General features: G+C 56.3%; 16 protein-coding genes. 5 read left to right on the top strand and 11 right to left on the bottom strand.

Translation table 11 applies throughout. The annotated features are described in order from the left end of the window. Positions 1-117: 117 nt before the first annotated feature. From O3S68_RS12275 to eat, 6 genes are all read right to left on the bottom strand, one after another. The gene (locus tag O3S68_RS12275; protein ID WP_020456704.1) at positions 118-648 is read right to left on the bottom strand and encodes a 2-oxo-tetronate isomerase; all 531 of its coding nucleotides are present in this window, start codon (positions 646-648) and stop codon (positions 118-120) included. A 58-nt stretch (positions 649-706) separates the two neighbouring features. Further along, a complete protein-coding gene (locus O3S68_RS12270; protein ID WP_017458803.1) occupies positions 707-1,156 on the bottom strand; it encodes a DUF421 domain-containing protein in 450 nt (149 codons plus the stop codon). A gap of 10 nt (positions 1,157-1,166) precedes the next feature. Beyond that, positions 1,167-1,682 carry a hypothetical protein gene (locus tag O3S68_RS12265; RefSeq protein WP_020456705.1) on the bottom strand — a complete coding sequence of 172 codons (516 nt, stop codon included), beginning with the start codon at positions 1,680-1,682 and terminating at the stop codon, positions 1,167-1,169. A 92-nt stretch (positions 1,683-1,774) separates the two neighbouring features. After that, the gene (gene eutC / locus O3S68_RS12260) at positions 1,775-2,548 is read right to left on the bottom strand and encodes an ethanolamine ammonia-lyase subunit EutC (protein ID WP_269231601.1); all 774 of its coding nucleotides are present in this window, start codon (positions 2,546-2,548) and stop codon (positions 1,775-1,777) included. Continuing rightward, positions 2,545-3,933 (bottom strand): ethanolamine ammonia-lyase subunit EutB, encoded by a 1,389-nt coding sequence (locus O3S68_RS12255; RefSeq protein WP_269231600.1) that lies wholly within the window; start codon positions 3,931-3,933, stop codon positions 2,545-2,547. Before O3S68_RS12255 ends, eutC begins: the two co-directional genes overlap by 4 nt. 9 nt (positions 3,934-3,942) lie before the next feature. After that, entirely contained in the window at positions 3,943-5,319 is a 1,377-nt protein-coding gene (eat, locus tag O3S68_RS12250; protein WP_269231599.1) for an ethanolamine permease, read from the bottom strand. Positions 5,320-5,356: 37 nt separating this feature from the next. Here eat and O3S68_RS12245 point away from each other — a divergent pair, with 37 nt between their 5' ends. Continuing rightward, positions 5,357-5,608, top strand: coding sequence for a hypothetical protein (locus tag O3S68_RS12245; RefSeq protein ID WP_141402818.1), 252 nt, complete (start codon positions 5,357-5,359; stop codon positions 5,606-5,608). Between the two features lie 408 nt (positions 5,609-6,016). Here O3S68_RS12245 and O3S68_RS12240 read toward each other — a convergent pair whose 3' ends face one another. From O3S68_RS12240 to ampH, 3 genes are all read right to left on the bottom strand, one after another. Next, positions 6,017-7,741, bottom strand: coding sequence for a lysophospholipid acyltransferase family protein (locus tag O3S68_RS12240; protein WP_269231598.1), 1,725 nt, complete (start codon positions 7,739-7,741; stop codon positions 6,017-6,019). Positions 7,742-7,883: 142 nt separating this feature from the next. Beyond that, positions 7,884-8,855: a porphobilinogen synthase gene (gene hemB, locus O3S68_RS12235; protein WP_160271115.1), complete on the bottom strand. Its 972-nt coding sequence runs from the start codon at positions 8,853-8,855 to the stop codon at positions 7,884-7,886. A 120-nt stretch (positions 8,856-8,975) separates the two neighbouring features. After that, a complete protein-coding gene (ampH, locus tag O3S68_RS12230; protein WP_045509330.1) occupies positions 8,976-10,133 on the bottom strand; it encodes a D-alanyl-D-alanine-carboxypeptidase/endopeptidase AmpH in 1,158 nt (385 codons plus the stop codon). Positions 10,134-10,325: 192 nt separating this feature from the next. Here ampH and O3S68_RS12225 point away from each other — a divergent pair, with 192 nt between their 5' ends. From O3S68_RS12225 to O3S68_RS12215, 3 genes are all read left to right on the top strand, one after another. Then, entirely contained in the window at positions 10,326-10,859 is a 534-nt protein-coding gene (locus O3S68_RS12225) for an isochorismatase family protein (protein ID WP_097406318.1), read from the top strand. Positions 10,860-10,996: 137 nt separating this feature from the next. Further along, positions 10,997-12,217 (top strand): peptide antibiotic transporter SbmA, encoded by a 1,221-nt coding sequence (gene sbmA, locus O3S68_RS12220; protein WP_269231597.1) that lies wholly within the window; start codon positions 10,997-10,999, stop codon positions 12,215-12,217. Positions 12,218-12,230: 13 nt separating this feature from the next. Next, entirely contained in the window at positions 12,231-13,358 is a 1,128-nt protein-coding gene (locus O3S68_RS12215) for a DUF1615 domain-containing protein (RefSeq protein ID WP_269231596.1), read from the top strand. On the opposite strand, the gene O3S68_RS12210 is transcribed toward O3S68_RS12215, so the two are convergent. Further along, positions 13,355-13,663 carry a DUF2755 family protein gene (locus O3S68_RS12210; protein ID WP_017458815.1) on the bottom strand — a complete coding sequence of 103 codons (309 nt, stop codon included), beginning with the start codon at positions 13,661-13,663 and terminating at the stop codon, positions 13,355-13,357. The genes O3S68_RS12215 and O3S68_RS12210 overlap by 4 nt on opposite strands. Positions 13,664-13,929: 266 nt before the next feature. Here O3S68_RS12210 and O3S68_RS12205 point away from each other — a divergent pair, with 266 nt between their 5' ends. After that, positions 13,930-14,151, top strand: a complete 222-nt coding sequence (locus O3S68_RS12205; RefSeq protein ID WP_017458816.1) for a DUF2754 domain-containing protein — start codon at positions 13,930-13,932, stop codon at positions 14,149-14,151. On the opposite strand, the gene ddlA is transcribed toward O3S68_RS12205, so the two are convergent. Continuing rightward, positions 14,152-15,252: a D-alanine--D-alanine ligase gene (ddlA, locus tag O3S68_RS12200; protein ID WP_269231595.1), complete on the bottom strand. Its 1,101-nt coding sequence runs from the start codon at positions 15,250-15,252 to the stop codon at positions 14,152-14,154. It lies immediately after the preceding gene. Between the last annotated feature and the right edge of the window lie 57 nt (positions 15,253-15,309).

Here is a 15,309-nt window from a genome sequence, read left to right as displayed (position 1 = left end):
TCCCTGCTTGCCACGGTATCGCGGACGTAACGCTGTGCGGCCTGATGAGTGAGGATTTACCGCGTGATGGTCGAAATGGCCCCGCGCGACATAACGACGCGCGGCGGAGTGAAAAGGTTAGCGGTTTAATAACGTTATTAATGTTGCCAGCGCATATTTCACCGACTGCTCAATCACGCTTTCGCAATCCCCGGCAAAGTGGCGCAGCGCCGTGATCGGCGCTTGTCCCGGTAGCGCCCAGGCAAACCACACGGTTCCGGCCGGCGTGCCATCTTCGCCACCATCCGGGCCGGCATAACCGGTGACCGCAATCCCGACCGGTTCATGGCTGACCGCGCAAGCGCCTTGCACCATCTCGCTGGCCGTCTGCTCGCTCACTGCCGTCCAGCGCGCCAGCGTTTCGCGTTTGACATGCAACAGGGTACTTTTCGCTTCATCGGTAAACGAAACAAACCCGCAGCCAAAGAAGGCTGGCGTATCGCCTGCGGCGCACAGTGCGGTGGCGATTTGTCCGCCGGTACAGGATTCCGCCGTGGTAACGCGCAGCTGTTTTTGGGTAAGCAACTCACCCAGCTGCGCTGCCAGCATCGGGATAGGCAGGCAGAGCAGCGCATTCATGTTGTTCGTTAAGGTAATATCTTCATTCATAGGCTATTTTTCGTAAGGTCGGTTGTGACTCGGTAAGCAAAGTATAGCGAGCGAAAAGTCATGATGAGTTTTTGGGAATAATCGAGATATGGCCGTTGCGCTCAAGAATGGCGAATTTAATCTCCGCCAGATCGGCAATGCCCTGGTTATTTCGTGCTGACACCATAATGTCGTCGCGCGTGATATCGGCTTCGCGCATTTTGTTTTCCAGCATTTGACCATTCTCCACTAACACCACCGGTGTGCCGTCGATCAGGTTTTCCGCCCCTTTGACATACTTCTTCAGCGTGCCAAATAAGATATCCACCACCACCAGCGTGATAATGGTCAGCGCCGCGCCGGTCACGGAGAAGTCATTACCGAGTAGCGCTTGTTGCGTGGCTTCACTGATGATCAGCAGCAAAATCAGATCAAAAGAGGTCATCTGTAGCAGCGCCCGGCGCCCGGCGATTTTGAATACCACCATCAGTACCAGATAGATAGCTATCGCGCGTAATACCATGTCCATCGCGTTCTCCTCAGGGCCAGATAAACTGCGTCAGGGTAAGCGGGGGGGCGTTATTCACTGCAATCCGCTGCGTACTGTTACCGACGCCGAGCGGTGTTAGCCCCAGCCATACGGTCAGCGGTTTATCGGCGGCGGGGCGGGTATATTCCAGCACCAGTTCGCCGCTGCGGCTGAACATGTTGAGCGGTTGTGGTTGCAGGGTGCGGATCTCAAAATCGTGCATGAAATCGCCGCCCAGGGTGAAAGTGATGTGGTTGTCGGCCGTAGCACTGGCGGTTATCTGCATATCCAGATCGCTTTGTAGCCGACCAAAGCGGTCGTACTCGACGGTGAGACGGTGATCGGCGCTGGTCGCCGTTTTTTTGCTCAGCCAGCCTTGTGAAAAGAGCCCGCACAGCCCGGCAATCACAATGGCGATAAGCGCTATCGCCCCCCATTTTTGCACCTGCATTTCAACATGCAGCCAGAAGGGGTTATCTTTCACGGGCCATGTTCGCTCTGCGTCAGCGCTGCTTTTTTTCTCCATACGCCCTCCACGGGTTCGCCGTAAATAACGTAAAGAGTGTAGATGACGGGGGGAGAAAGAGCGCTTCGTCACGCCAGCGCTCTGTGTTGAGATCAGCTCGTAATACGGGGTGTCACGCGCCCGTGCAGCGCCGGGTTGTCGCTTTCGTCTTTCAGTTGCACACCGGTGAGACGGCGCAGAAATGCCTGTTCCAGCAGCCAGGCGAGCTTAAACGCGGCGGCCTCGTAATTGAGCCCTTCCGGGCGAATGTTAGAGATGCAGTTGCGCTCGGATTCAATGCGCTGGCGCGCGGGTTTCCAGGTGAGGTAGACGCCGAGGCTATCCGGCGAGGATAACCCCGGACGCTCGCCAATCAGTATCGCCACCGCTTTACTGCCCAGCGTTTCGCCAATGTCATCGCCAAGCGCCACGCGCGACTGGTGCGCCAGCACGATGGGCCCCAGGGAAATGCCCAGCGTGTCCAGATAGGGCAGCAGGGCGGTGATAAGCCCGACTGACTGGCGATGTACGGCGTGGGAAGAGAGCCCGTCGCCAATCACCAGCAGCAGATCGTGCACGGGCGGGCGATGTGCGGCAAGGGTTTCGCGGCTCTCATCACTCAATCGGCGGCCCAGATCCGGGCGGTTCAGGTAGATATGCCGGTCGGCAGCGGCACTGTGCGCATCCAGCGTTTTTAAGCCAAGCGCATGGAGTTGTTGCGCCAGGCTTTCGCTGTCGAACGGCTGGTGAATGGCATCACGCGCCTGGGCGTGCGCGAGGCCAAAGTTGAGCACCTCCCGCGTCGGCAGGCTTGCGCCGCTGCGCCCCAGCGCAATGCGGGCATCGGTAAACTCACGCAGCAGTGTCCAGGCATCGGGTCCATTCATGCGTGTGCTCCTTGTGGCATAACGGTCAGCAGCGGGTGGTTAGCGCCGGTCAGGCGCAACTGTCCATGGGTGTCGATAATCTGCATCTTCGTTAGCCACTCGGCGAACTCCGGCGCATGTTTCAGCCCCAGCAGGCGGCGGGCGTAGAGCGCATCGTGGAACGAGGTGCTCTGGTAATTGAGCATGATGTCATCCGCGCCCGGTACGCCAATCAGGAAGGTCAGCCCGGCGGTACACAGCAGCGTCAGCAGCGTGTCCATATCGTCCTGATCCGCTTCGGCGTGGTTGGTGTAGCAGACGTCGCAGCCGATTGGCAGCCCCATCAGTTTGCCGCAGAAGTGATCCTCCAGCCCGGCGCGGATGATCTGCTTGCCGTCGTAGAGGTATTCCGGGCCGATAAAACCAACCACGGTGTTGACCAACAGCGGGTTAAAATGTCGTGCCACCGCGTAAGCGCGCGCTTCGCAGGTTTGCTGATCGACGCCGTGATGCGCGTTAGCTGAGAGGCAACTGCCCTGGCCGGTTTCAAAATACATTACGTTGTTGCCCAGCGTGCCGCGCTTCAGGCTCAGCGCCGCTTCATGCGCCTCCTGCAATAGCGCCAGGTTGATGCCAAAACCGCTGTTAGCGGCTTCCGTCCCCGCCACCGACTGGAACACCAAATCAACCGGAGCGCCGCGTTCAATCAACTGGATGGTATTAGTGACATGCGTCAGCACGCAGGACTGGGTAGGAATGTCAAAACGCTCAATGATGTCTGCCATCATGTGGTTGAGCTTTTGCAGTACCGGCAGGCTGTCGCTGGCCGGGTTGATGCCCACCACCGCGTCGCCCGCGCCATACAGCAGGCCATCGAGCATACTGGCGGCAATGCCTTTCAGATCGTCAGTCGGGTGATTGGGCTGCAAACGCACACTGAGATGGCCGGGCAGGCCAATGGTGTTGCGAAAGCGGGTGATCACGCTGCATTTGCTGGCAGCGAGGATCAAATCCTGGTTACGCATCAACTTACTGACGGCGGCAGCCATTTCCGGGGTGATCGCCGGGGCAACATGGCTAAGCGTGGCGGTATCGGTGCTGTCGGCCAGCAGCCAGTCGCGGAATTCGCCCACCGTCAGATGGGCAATCAGGGCAAACGCGCGGCTATCGTGGGTATCAATGATTAACCGCGTCACTTCATCGTCTTCATACGGGATGAGCGGAGAGGCGAGGATCTCGCGCAGCGGCACATCCGCAAGGGCGATTTTCGCCGCCATCCGCTCTTCTGCCGACTGCGCCGCCACCCCGGCCAGCACATCCCCGGATCGCGCCGGGGAGGCTTTCGCCATCAACGTTTTCAGGCTGTCGAACTGATAAGTACGGTGAGCCAGCGTGGTTTTATACATTCCGTCTCCTCAGGAGAGCGCCCGCAGTTGCGGATCCATCTCGGCACGTTCACGCGCGTGCGCCGTTTTACGAAACCACATATAGCCGCCCAGCATCATCAGCGCGAAGATCAGTGCCAGCAGCGTGTTGTACCAGACCATCGCCACCAGGCAGAGCACCGCCATGCCCAGCGCAAACGCGGGTGTGTACGGGAACAGAGGCGCTTTAAACGGGCGCTCAAGTTCCGGTTCGCTGCGGCGCAGCTTAAACAGCGCGGCCATTGAGGTGATATACATAACGATAGCCCCGAAAACGGACATCGTCACAATACAGGCAGTGAGCGGCATGCCGCTGATGGTGACCAGCGAGTCGGAGAAAATCGCCGCAATCCCGACCACGCCCCCGGCGAGGATCGCCAGATGCGGCGTGCGGGTTTTGCGGTTGAGGTTTGCCAGGCTTGCCGGCAGATAGCCCGCGCGCGCCAGCGAATAGATCTGGCGTGAATAACCCATAATGATGCCGTGGAACGATGCCACCAGGCCAAACAAGCCGAGCCACACCAGCATATGCAGCCAGCCGCTGCTGTTGCCGACCACTACTTTCATCGCCTGCGGCAGCGGATCGTTAATGTTCGACAGCGTGCGCCAGTCGCCAACGCCACCGGCAAAAATCATCACGCCAACCGCCAGCACGGTGAGGGTCAGAATACCGCCGCCGAGTGCACGCGGAATGGTGCGTTTCGGATCTTTAGCTTCTTCCGCTGCCATAGAAGCGCCTTCAATGGCGAGGAAGAACCAGATGGCGAAGGGGATCGCGGCGAACATGCCCGGCAGCGCCAGGCTGCTGAAGCTCTCTGCACCAGCCCAGCCGTTGGCGGTAAAGTTGCCCCAGGAGAAGCCCGGTGCCACCACGCCCATAAACACCAGCAGTTCGAAAATTGCCAGCAGGGTGACAATCAGCTCAAACGTCGCGGCAATGCCGACGCCGAGAATGTTCAGCGCCATAAAGATGAGGTATGCGCCGCACGCCACCCATTTCGCATCCAGCGACGGGAACTGCACGTTCAGGTACGCGCCAATCGCCATTGCGATAGCCGGAGGTGCGAAAACAAACTCGATTAAGGTGGCAAAACCGGCAATAAACCCGCCCGTTGGCCCAAATGCGCGGTACGCGTAAGCGAAAGGGCCACCGGCATGAGGAATGGCAGTGGTCAGCTCGGTAAAACTAAAGATAAAGGCGCAATACATCGCGGCAATTAACAGTGCGACAATCAAGAAGCCGAGCGTGCCGGCCTGTGACCAGCCATAGCTCCAGCCAAAATACTCCCCTGAAATCACCAGCCCGACGGCAATGCCCCACAGACGGAAGCTGCCCAGTGTTCTTTTTAGTGTCGTTTGTGTGCTCATGCTTTACTGCCTCGCCATTGAATACAGTTAGCAGTAAATGTGCAAAGGCGGTGCCAAAAGATATATTCCTTTATTAATTAATTGGTTAAATAATTATGGCTTTGAAATGATGCATGGCTTGCACCGTGGCAGATCGGATTCTGGTGCAGGCTGCCCTGCAATGGTGAAACTGGCGAATATGCTGCTTAAGGTGAAATTAATTGCCGACGGATTAATAAAAAAAGGCGATAGCCCGGTTTCTGGAAATGTTATAGGGAATAACTGGAAATTTAAATCCGACTATTCTTAACCCTTTTTTGTCATATCAGGCTTTAATTAAAGTGATGATATGTTATTTAAATGGCGTAATTCACAATAACTTAACATGTTGATTTTACAGCGTGATTTATTTCTTTTTTTGTGAGATGCAACACATATCATTAGCGTAATAACCTGATGTTAAATCTAATCCGGAATAATGGGTTGACCTGAATTGTCTGGCACTTTAGTTTGACACAATAATTTTCAGCCAAACCCAGGATGATATTTAGCAAAGGAGGACGTCATGGCCTGGCGACCCATTTTATATGTCATTTTTACCGACAACCCTCGTTTAAATAGCCGACGAGCACAGTTGCGGCTGGTGCATGGCTGACAGGATCCGTTAAAAAGCCGTCACGCATAACGCGACGGCTTTTGTATTTTGTGCAGGTTTACGTTATGCCGTTTCTGTTTCCGGCTGCGGCAGATGCGCAGCAATATACCGCTCGTAGCGGTTTGCTTTCAGGTGCGTTAAATCCACCAGCACCAGGCCATCCACGCAGTTGTTGAAATCCGGGTCGCAGCCGAAATCAATAAATTGCACGCCGCCTGGCTCACACAGTTCGGAATATTGTTTATACAGGGGCGGAATGCCGCAGCCCAGGTTTCCCAGCAGCGATTTCAGCCGCGTCAGATCTTCGGTGTAGTCATCGCCGGTAAACTGCGCCAGCACTTCCGGCATGCTGGCAGGCCACGGGCGGCGCGATGACGCCAGCGGCCAGGTTGCCGGGAACCACAGGCGGTAGAACGCCACCAGCAGATCACGCGCCGCAGGCGGCATACCGCCGGAAATAGAGACCGGGCCAAACAGGTAGCGATACTGCGGATAACGCGCCAGATAGGCACCAATACCCGACCACAGATAATCCAGCCCGCGACGTCCCCAGTAGCGCGGCTGAATAAAGCTGCGCCCCAGTTCGATGCCGTGGCGCAGCACATCTGCCATGCGATCGTCGTAATGGAACAGGCTGTAGCTGTATAACCCTTCGACGCCGCGCGCCGCCATTTGCTGCGCGGTTGGCATAAAACGGTAAGCGCCGACAATTTCCAGATCGGCCTCATCCCACAAAATCAGATGCAGGTAATCGTCGTCATATTTATCCGTATCACGACGTTTACCGCTGCCTTCGCCCACCGCGCGGAAGGCGATTTCACGCAGTCGCCCCAGTTCGCGCAGCAGCGGCGCATCTTCCTGCCCTTTACGCTGCCACAGATAGATGACCTTGCCATCAGCGGTGCGGCCGAGGCATTCGGCGTTGTTAAGCTCCCGGCGCAGCGTAATGCGCTCTTCCGGACGTGCGATGGCGCACTCGGTTTTGAAGGGGCCGGGCAATCCCTTGCCAAGACGCAGGACATGTTTGCGACACTTATCGGCCAGCTCGCGCGGCGCGAGCTGCGGCGTGTGCCAGCTGTCCCAGGGAATACGTTCACCGATTTTGATCGGCAGCGCGCTGTCGCGCCGGCGAAACATCTGCTGCATAAGCAGTAAAAAGGGCAGCGTTTTAGAGACCATCGCGCTGGCGTAGAACAGGGCGCTGTTGCGCGCGTCAATCCATACCGGCAGCAGCGGGGTGCGGAATTTGCTGGCCAGTTTAATAAACCCGGCGTGCCAGCCTTTGTCGCGAATGCCTTTGCGCGTCAGGCGCGAAACTTCCCCGGCCGGGAAGAAGATCAACACGCCGCCGCCTTGCAGATGGTTTTCCATTTGCTGCAATGAGGATTTACGCGTACGTCCACCCATGTTATCCACCGGAATAAACAGTGAACTTAGCGGCTCAAGGTGCGTCAGCATGCGGTTGGTGACCACTTTCACATCGCGGCGAACGCGGGAAACCGCGTACATCAGCGCCAGCCCGTCGAGCGTGCCTGTCGGATGGTTGGAAATGATGACCAGCGGGCCATGTTCAGGGATTTGTTCGAGGCAGTGAGCGGGAACGGTGCAGCGGATTTGTAGATGTTCGAGTACTTGTTCCACCATATCCAGCCCTTTCAGGTGGGGGTGGCGCGCGGCGAACTGCTGAAACTCTTGCTCATAGAGCAGGCGTCTGAGCAGATTTTTTTGCCAGGGTGCTGGCCTGGCCTGTGGCCAGAGATCCTCAAGTACATTGTCGAGACTAAACATGGTGATTCCTCCTCCCGTCTTGCCGATGACAGTAAAGGGCGAAGATGACGCTTACATTTCATTACAATGAATAAATGACACTTTAAAGACGCGAGGAGAATCAGAAGCAAAGGCAAAAAAAAGCGGGCCAGGCCCGCTTCGTTCAGAGGATGCCGCGTTCGGCGAGATCGAGGGCGAAATAGCTGAAAATCAAATCCGCGCCGGCGCGTTTAATCGCACCCAGGCTTTCCAGTACCACTTTGTCTTCATCAATCGCGCCTGCCTGAGCGGCAAACTTGATCATCGCGTATTCCCCGCTCACCTGATAAGCGCCCAGCGGCAGCTCGGTACGCTCGCGGATATCACGCAGGATATCGAGATAAGCGCCAGCCGGTTTCACCATCAGGCAATCTGCGCCTTCGGCCTGATCGATTAGCGACTCGCGAATCGCTTCGCGACGGTTCATCGGGTGCATCTGATAAGTTTTACGATCGCCTTTCAGCGCCGTGCCCGCTGCTTCGCGGAACGGGCCGTAGAAGGATGAGGCGAATTTAGTCGAATAGGACATGATCGCGGTATCGGTAAAGCCCGCCGCGTCCAGCGCCTGACGGATCGCCTGCACCTGGCCGTCCATTGCCGCTGATGGCGCGATGAAATCAGCGCCTGCCGCGGCGGCAATCACCGCTTGTTTACCGAGGTTAATCAGGGTGGCGTCGTTATCCACGCCGTGATCGCACAACACGCCGCAGTGACCGTGCGAGGTGTATTCGCAAAAACAGGTGTCGGACATCACCACCATTTCCGGCACTGTCTCTTTGCAGATGCGCGACATCCGCGCCACCAGGCCGTTTTCCTGCCAGGTATCGCTGCCGGTCGCATCGGTGTGATGCGAAATACCAAAGGTCATCACTGAGCGGATCCCGGCCCTGGCGATGCGTTCGATTTCGCGCGCCAGATACTTTTCCGGAATGCGCATCACGCCCGGCATAGCGGCGATGGCTTTGTAATCGTCGAGCTCTTCTTCAACAAAGATCGGCAACACCAGGTCGTTTTTGCTCAGTGTTGTCTCTTCAAACATGGCGCGCAGCGCAGGCGATTTGCGCAGGCGGCGGGGGCGAGTAATTAAATCGGTCATGGTATGCCTGATGTTTGTGGAACAGATGGCGGCATTGTAGCCGAAAAGGCGGCGGGCTGTTTTACCAAAATCGCTGTTAAAAGGGGAAGGCAGACGGCAAACCGCCTGCCTTTTGCCGCATCAGGAGGCCGGAACTACCTGCGGTTTATTGTTGCTCAGCTCGCTGACCAGGTCGTTCGCGCCATCGCTCATGCTGGTAAAGCGCGTCAGCGGTGAACGGGTCATCACCACAAAGACGCCGACGTTATGCTGCGGCACCATCGCTATATAGGTGATGAAACCGCCGCCGCCGCCGGTTTTCTGGATGATGCCAGGGTGGCCGTCTTTCGGTGCCATATAGACCCAGCCAAGACCCAGCGCGTCGGCTTTGCCAGGAACATCCATGCCAATCACCTTGGTGAGCTGATTACGCGGGTAGATCAGCGTTTGCATCCGATCGGCCTGGCTGTTGCGGGTATAGAAATCGGACGAGAGGAACTGCTGCATCCAGCGCATCATATCGCCCGGCGTAGAGTAAACGCCGCCGCTGCCAATCGCTGCCAGCGTGTTATCGCACGGGCTGGCGCCTTTTTCCGCCACCATCAGACGCTTGCACTGATCCGGCGACGGCGTAAAGGTGGTGTCTTTCATCCCCAGCGGGCGGGTTATCTGCTCTTCAAATAGCTGCGGATAGGGTTTTCCGGCCGCCTGAGAAAGCGCATCGGCCAGCAGGTCAAAGGCCAGGTTGGAGTAAGACGCCTGCGCGCCCGGCGCGGTTTTTAGCTTTGCGGTGGAGAGCCAGCTCCAGCGCTGTTCGCGCGTTGGCCAGACAAATACCGAGCGGTGCGCCGCGCCGCCAGGCTGCTCACGCGGCAGGGCGCTGGTATGGGTCGCGAGGTTAACCAGCTTGATCGGCGTGCCTTCGTAGGTCGGTACGCGCGCGCCAGGTGGCGCATATTTGCTTAATGGATCGTCGAGACGCACCCGGCCCTGATCGAGCAGTTTCACCAGCATTTCGCTGGTCATCAGCTTGGAGAGCGAAGCAATACGGATAACCGAATCCAGCTGCGGGCGCACATTATTGCCCGGACGGGTTTCACCAAAACTTCTGAACACGCGCTGGTTACCGTCGATGACCACCATTGCCATCCCGGTCGCACCGCTACCGTAATAGATGTGGTTGGCGTAACGATCGACAATGTCAGAGGCAAATACCGGATCGGGAGATTGTTGCGCCGCACGGGCGCTGGTCATACTCAGCGTGCAGAGCAACGCGGAGAAAAGCAGACAACGTTTCAACGAAGGGGATCCATATAAGAATGGGAACGATAGAGGATATTTATACTACCCGGCGATTCGATGCAAAGCACCAATAAGCGTGTTATTTCGCCCTAATACGTAACGATGGGTAAATATGAAATTTTTTCCCTATGACTCTGGTGTAAGGCGGCTGTGATAACCTCTTTCTTTCCCACACTCAGGAGTCAGGTAATGGCAAGTCAACGGGTAGTGATGGTGGTGGATATGCAAAACGGCGTGTTTGCCACAGAGCGTATTCAGCGTGAGCACTGCGTGGCGCGCATTAATCAACTGACCGCGGCAGCGGATACGGTGATTTTTATTCAACATGCTGAGGCTGGTGGGCTGGAAGAGGGCAGCGACGGGTTTGCGCTTCTGCCGGAGCTGACGCAACCAGCGAACGCGCTGTATGTCACCAAAACCGCCTGCGACGCGTTTTATCACACCACACTCGAAAGCGTGCTGCGTGAGCATGACATTCGCGCTTTTGTGATGTGCGGGTGCGCCACCGATTACTGCGTGGATACCACGCTGAAAAATGGTGCCAGCCGTGGCTACGCCATTACCGTCGCGCAAGATGCGCACACCACGGCGAATCGCCCGGCGGCGCAGGCCACGGTGTTAATCGATCACTATAACGAGGTGTGGCGCACGTTAACGGTGCCGGGCAACCCGGTGTTAGTGAAACCCGTCGAAACAATTCTTCACGAATGGCAAACGAACTAAGGCGTTAAGCTCAGGTCAGATTTAACCAGACGGCGCCGCATTTCGCGGCGCTTTTTTTGTCGCGGCCCATTCAGGGGCTTACACACAGTGATGCACAGCATTTGTCGTAAATAATAAGAAGTGAGCAGGAGAGCATTATGTTTAAGTCCTTCTTTCCGAAACCGGCGTTGTTCTTTTTGTCGGTGTTCATCTGGACCGCGATTACCGTGGTTTTCTGGCAGGCTGGTGGTGAAGCGTGGTTGATGCGTCTCACCGGTGCGTCTGCGGATGTGCCGATTAGCGCCGCGCGTTTCTGGAGCCCTGGCTATCTGTTGTTTTATGCCTACTATCTGCTTTGTGTCGGCGTGTTTGCGCTGTTCTGGTTTACCCTCTCGCCGCATCGCTGGCAGCGCTGGTCGATTCTCGGCACCGCGTTAATTATCTTTGTGACCTGGTTTTTGGTGGAGGTGAATGTCGCCATTAACGCCTGGTATCAGCCGTTTTACGATCTTATCCAGACCGCACTCAGCGCGCCGAACAAAGTCAGCATTCATCAGTTGTACAGCGAGATTGGCGTGTTTTTGTGGATCGCACTGATTGCCGTAACGGTGGCGGTGCTCAATAACTTTTTCGTCAGCCACTATGTGTTCCGCTGGCGCACGGCGATGAACGAATACTATATGGCGCACTGGGAGCGTTTGCGCCATATCGAAGGCGCAGCGCAGCGCGTGCAGGAAGACACCATGCGTTTCGCCTCGACGCTTGAAGATATGGGCACCAGTTTTATTAACGCTATCATGACGTTGATTGCTTTTTTGCCGGTGCTGGTGGCGTTATCGCCGCATGTACAAGAGATACCGGTGGTCGGGCACATCGCTTATGGCCTGGTGATTGCCGCCGTGAGCTGGGCATTGCTCGGCACCGTGTTGCTGGCGTTTGTGGGCATCAAACTGCCGGGTCTGGCGTTTAAAAACCAGCGCGTGGAAGCGGCTTACCGTAAAGAGCTGGTCTACGGCGAAGATGATGCCGGTCGCGCCAGGCCGCATACCGTTGCAGAGCTGTTCGCCGCCGTGCGCCGTAACTACTTCCGGCTCTATTTCCACTATATGTATTTCAATATCGCCCGTATCCTGTACATGCAGGTTGATGTGGTGGTAGGCCTGATTGTGCTGTTCCCGACGATTGCCGCCGGGGCTATCACTTTCGGTCTGATGCGCCAGATAACCAACGTGTTCGAGCAGGTGCGCAGTTCGTTCCAGTATTTGATCTCTTCCTGGACGACGCTGGTGGAGCTGATGTCTATCTATAAACGTTTACGCAGTTTTGAGCGTGCGCTGGATGGGCAGGAGATCCAGCCTGTGCCCCATATTTTTGGTTAACACAAGGAACGTTATGGTTTACGTCCCCCGTTTTGGCTGGTTGCTGGCGACGTTGATTCTCGCCGGGTGTAGTACGCAGGGCACGCTTTCGCAAAAAGAAGCCGAAGCTGAAAAAGAAAAAGCGCTGGAACAACAGCAGAACAAGCCGATGGATGTCGCAAGCGTGGTGCGGCGAACCATTCCCGCCAGCGTGAAAGATCGCGAAGGCTGGGCGCAGGATCTGGCGACAACCTTTAGCAGCCAGAAGCTGTCGCCGACGCTGGAGAACATCTGTTCGGTGCTGGCGGTGGCGCAGCAGGAATCCAATTACCAGTCTGATCCGGTGGTGCCGGGGCTGAATAAAATTGCCTGGAAAGAGATCGATAAGCGCGCCGAGCGGATGCACATCCCAACGATGCTGGTGCATACCGCGCTGAAAATCCCGTCGCCGAACGGTAAAAGCTACAGCGAACGGTTGGACAAAGTGCGCACGGAAAAAGAGCTCAGCGCCATTTTTGATGACTTCATTGGCATGGTGCCGATGGGGCAGAAACTGTTTGGTTCGCTCAACCCGGTGCGCACCGGCGGGCCGATGCAGATTAGCGTCGCCTTTGCCGAGCAGCATACGGACGGTTATCCGTGGAAAATGGAAGGCACCATGCGCCAGGAGGTCTTCAGCCGCCGCGGTGGATTATGGTTTGGCACCTATCATCTGCTCAATTACCCGGCCAGTTACACCGCACCCATCTACCGTTTTGCCGATTTCAACGCCGGGCTGTATGCCAGCCGTAACGCGGCGTTTCAGAACGCCATCAGCAAAGCGACCGGTGTGAAACTGGCGCTCGACGGCGATTTGATTTTGTACGGCAGCAGCGATGCGGGTAGCACGGAATTAGCCGTGCGCAAACTGGGCGCTTCGCTGGGCATGAGCGATCGTGATATCCGTCGGCAACTGGAGCGCGGAGACAGCGACAAGCTGGAAGAGACCAAACTCTATCGCGAAGTTTATCGGCTGGCCGAGAAGAAAAGCGGCAAACTATTGCCGAGAGAGGTACTGCCGGGGATCAAGCTGGAAAGCCCGAAGATCACGCGCAACCTGACAACTGCATGGTTTGCGAAGCGCGTCGACGATCGTCGGGCCGCCTGCATGGCGCAGAACTAGCGCGAATGGTGGTGTCGCCAGCGTAAGATAAGGAAGATGACGCCGAGCAGGGCGCTTCCCGCGAGGAAAGGCACAAGACCGAAAATCGTGCCGACGCCCATTCCCATTTCTACGTGCGGGCGGGTGGTGTCCTGCACTTGCATCAGATGCTCGAACACGCCCGGTGCATGCACCAGCAGGTTCAGCAACTGCGCACCCGCCCAGAAGCAGAGTAGTACGAATACGGCGTAAGCAATATTACCCGGTCTGGAGGTGTCACGTTGTTTTGCGCCCTTAAAGGGTTTTGACATAGTAAAGTCAGCCATAAGACCTCCGGTACTCTTTACTTTTTAACGCTCGATGTAGTTGGCGCGTGGCCTCAACTGACGGTAATTTTGGCAGTTGTACCGCTTTGTCAACATCAGAATGGTGATAATTTCGCCCCGGGAATGATTCCAGTTGGATGATTTTTGCCGATGCTCACATTTCTGTAACGTTTTAATTACCTTGGTAACATTTCAGAATTTCCGCATACGCCACAGACGGTAAGCGGCGGTTGTGCGATGATGCCGTTTTGACTGCCGGAGTTGTCATGAAGCTGCCTGTAAAAATTCGCCGTGACTGGCACTATTACGCGTTTGCGATTGGGTTGATATTTATTCTGAATGGCGTGGTCGGGCTGCTGGGGTTTGAAGCCAAAGGCTGGCAAACCTACGCGGTGGGGCTGGTAACCTGGGTGATTGGTTTCTGGCTGGCCGGGTTAATTATCCGCCGCCGCCCCGAGGACGAGGAGACAGCGGATAAACCGCAGTGATTAGTTATTAACGGTAATTTTCAGCGCGCTGTTAGACTGATGGCGCGCAATAGCCAGCTCAATCAGGCGCGTGATTAACTCGCTATAACCAATGCCGCTCGCCTGCCACAGTTTCGGGTACATGCTGATATTGGTGAACCCTGGCAGCGTGTTGATTTCGTTGATGATTACGTCGTTTTCCGGCGTCAGGAACACATCCACGCGCGCCATCCCTTCACAACCCAGCGCCTGATAAGCCTGCACGGCAATGCCGCGGATTTTATCGTTGATTGCCGGATCAATGTCGGCGGGCACAACCACCTGAGCCCCGTTTTCATCGATGTATTTGGTGTCGTAGGCGTAAAACTCGCTATTAAGCACGATTTCGCCACAGGTACTGGCCTGCGGTGAGTCATTACCCAGCACGGCGCATTCAATCTCACGGCCTTTGATGCCGGTTTCAACAACCACTTTTTTATCGAATTCAAACGCCAGGTTGACCGCCGCCTGGTACTGCGCTTCATTCGTCACTTTGCTGACGCCCACGGAGGAACCCTGGTTGGCGGGTTTAACAAACAGCGGCAAACCGAGCCTGGCTTGCACATCGCTGAAGCTAATCTGCCCGCGATTGGCGCGAGTTAGCGTGATAAACGGGGCGATGGAAAGCCCGGCGTCGCGTAACAGGCGCTTGGTGACGTCTTTATCCATGCAGGCTGCAGAGGCGAGCACGTCGGAGCCGACAAACGGCAAGTTCGCCAGACGCAGCATACCCTGTAATGAACCATCTTCGCCCAGCGTGCCGTGAACAATCGGGAAGATCACATCGACATTCGGAAGCGGTGTGCTGTTTTCTGCCTGGATCAGTTGTTGCTGTTGGATCCCCGGCACCAGCGCCACGCTATTTTCCGAGGGGTTTAAGGCGATACGCGCCGGATCGTTGGCGTTTAGCAGGTAATTATTCGCATCGCTGACATGCCACTGCCCCTGTTTATCGATCCCCAGCAGCACCACGTCAAAGCGTGATTTATCCATGGCGTCGACGATATTTTTCGCCGACTGTAACGACACTTCATGTTCCGCTGATTTGCCGCCAAAGACGACCCCTACCCGCAGTTTTGCCATTTCTCCGTTCACTCACACTGAATTCACAAAGCACATACCATAGCACGTCAAAACGCA

It is taken from the genome of Kosakonia sp. SOY2, assembly GCF_027109175.1.
GTDB lineage: Bacteria > Pseudomonadota > Gammaproteobacteria > Enterobacterales > Enterobacteriaceae > Kosakonia.
Note: the sequence above shows the minus strand (reverse complement) of the source record. Positions and strands in the feature narration are given on the sequence as shown.

Coding starts and splice junctions, on each gene's coding strand:
- O3S68_RS12275 (WP_020456704.1), bottom strand. CDS start 648: ATGAATGAAGATATTACCTTAACGAACAACATGAATGCGCTGCTCTGC.
- O3S68_RS12270 (WP_017458803.1), bottom strand. CDS start 1,156: ATGGACATGGTATTACGCGCGATAGCTATCTATCTGGTACTGATGGTG.
- O3S68_RS12265 (WP_020456705.1), bottom strand. CDS start 1,682: ATGGAGAAAAAAAGCAGCGCTGACGCAGAGCGAACATGGCCCGTGAAA.
- eutC (WP_269231601.1), bottom strand. CDS start 2,548: ATGAATGGACCCGATGCCTGGACACTGCTGCGTGAGTTTACCGATGCC.
- O3S68_RS12255 (WP_269231600.1), bottom strand. CDS start 3,933: ATGTATAAAACCACGCTGGCTCACCGTACTTATCAGTTCGACAGCCTG.
- eat (WP_269231599.1), bottom strand. CDS start 5,319: ATGAGCACACAAACGACACTAAAAAGAACACTGGGCAGCTTCCGTCTG.
- O3S68_RS12245 (WP_141402818.1), top strand. CDS start 5,357: ATGTGCAAAGGCGGTGCCAAAAGATATATTCCTTTATTAATTAATTGG.
- O3S68_RS12240 (WP_269231598.1), bottom strand. CDS start 7,741: ATGTTTAGTCTCGACAATGTACTTGAGGATCTCTGGCCACAGGCCAGG.
- hemB (WP_160271115.1), bottom strand. CDS start 8,855: ATGACCGATTTAATTACTCGCCCCCGCCGCCTGCGCAAATCGCCTGCG.
- O3S68_RS12225 (WP_097406318.1), top strand. CDS start 10,326: ATGGCAAGTCAACGGGTAGTGATGGTGGTGGATATGCAAAACGGCGTG.
- sbmA (WP_269231597.1), top strand. CDS start 10,997: ATGTTTAAGTCCTTCTTTCCGAAACCGGCGTTGTTCTTTTTGTCGGTG.
- O3S68_RS12215 (WP_269231596.1), top strand. CDS start 12,231: ATGGTTTACGTCCCCCGTTTTGGCTGGTTGCTGGCGACGTTGATTCTC.
- O3S68_RS12210 (WP_017458815.1), bottom strand. CDS start 13,663: ATGGCTGACTTTACTATGTCAAAACCCTTTAAGGGCGCAAAACAACGT.
- O3S68_RS12205 (WP_017458816.1), top strand. CDS start 13,930: ATGAAGCTGCCTGTAAAAATTCGCCGTGACTGGCACTATTACGCGTTT.
- ddlA (WP_269231595.1), bottom strand. CDS start 15,252: ATGGCAAAACTGCGGGTAGGGGTCGTCTTTGGCGGCAAATCAGCGGAA.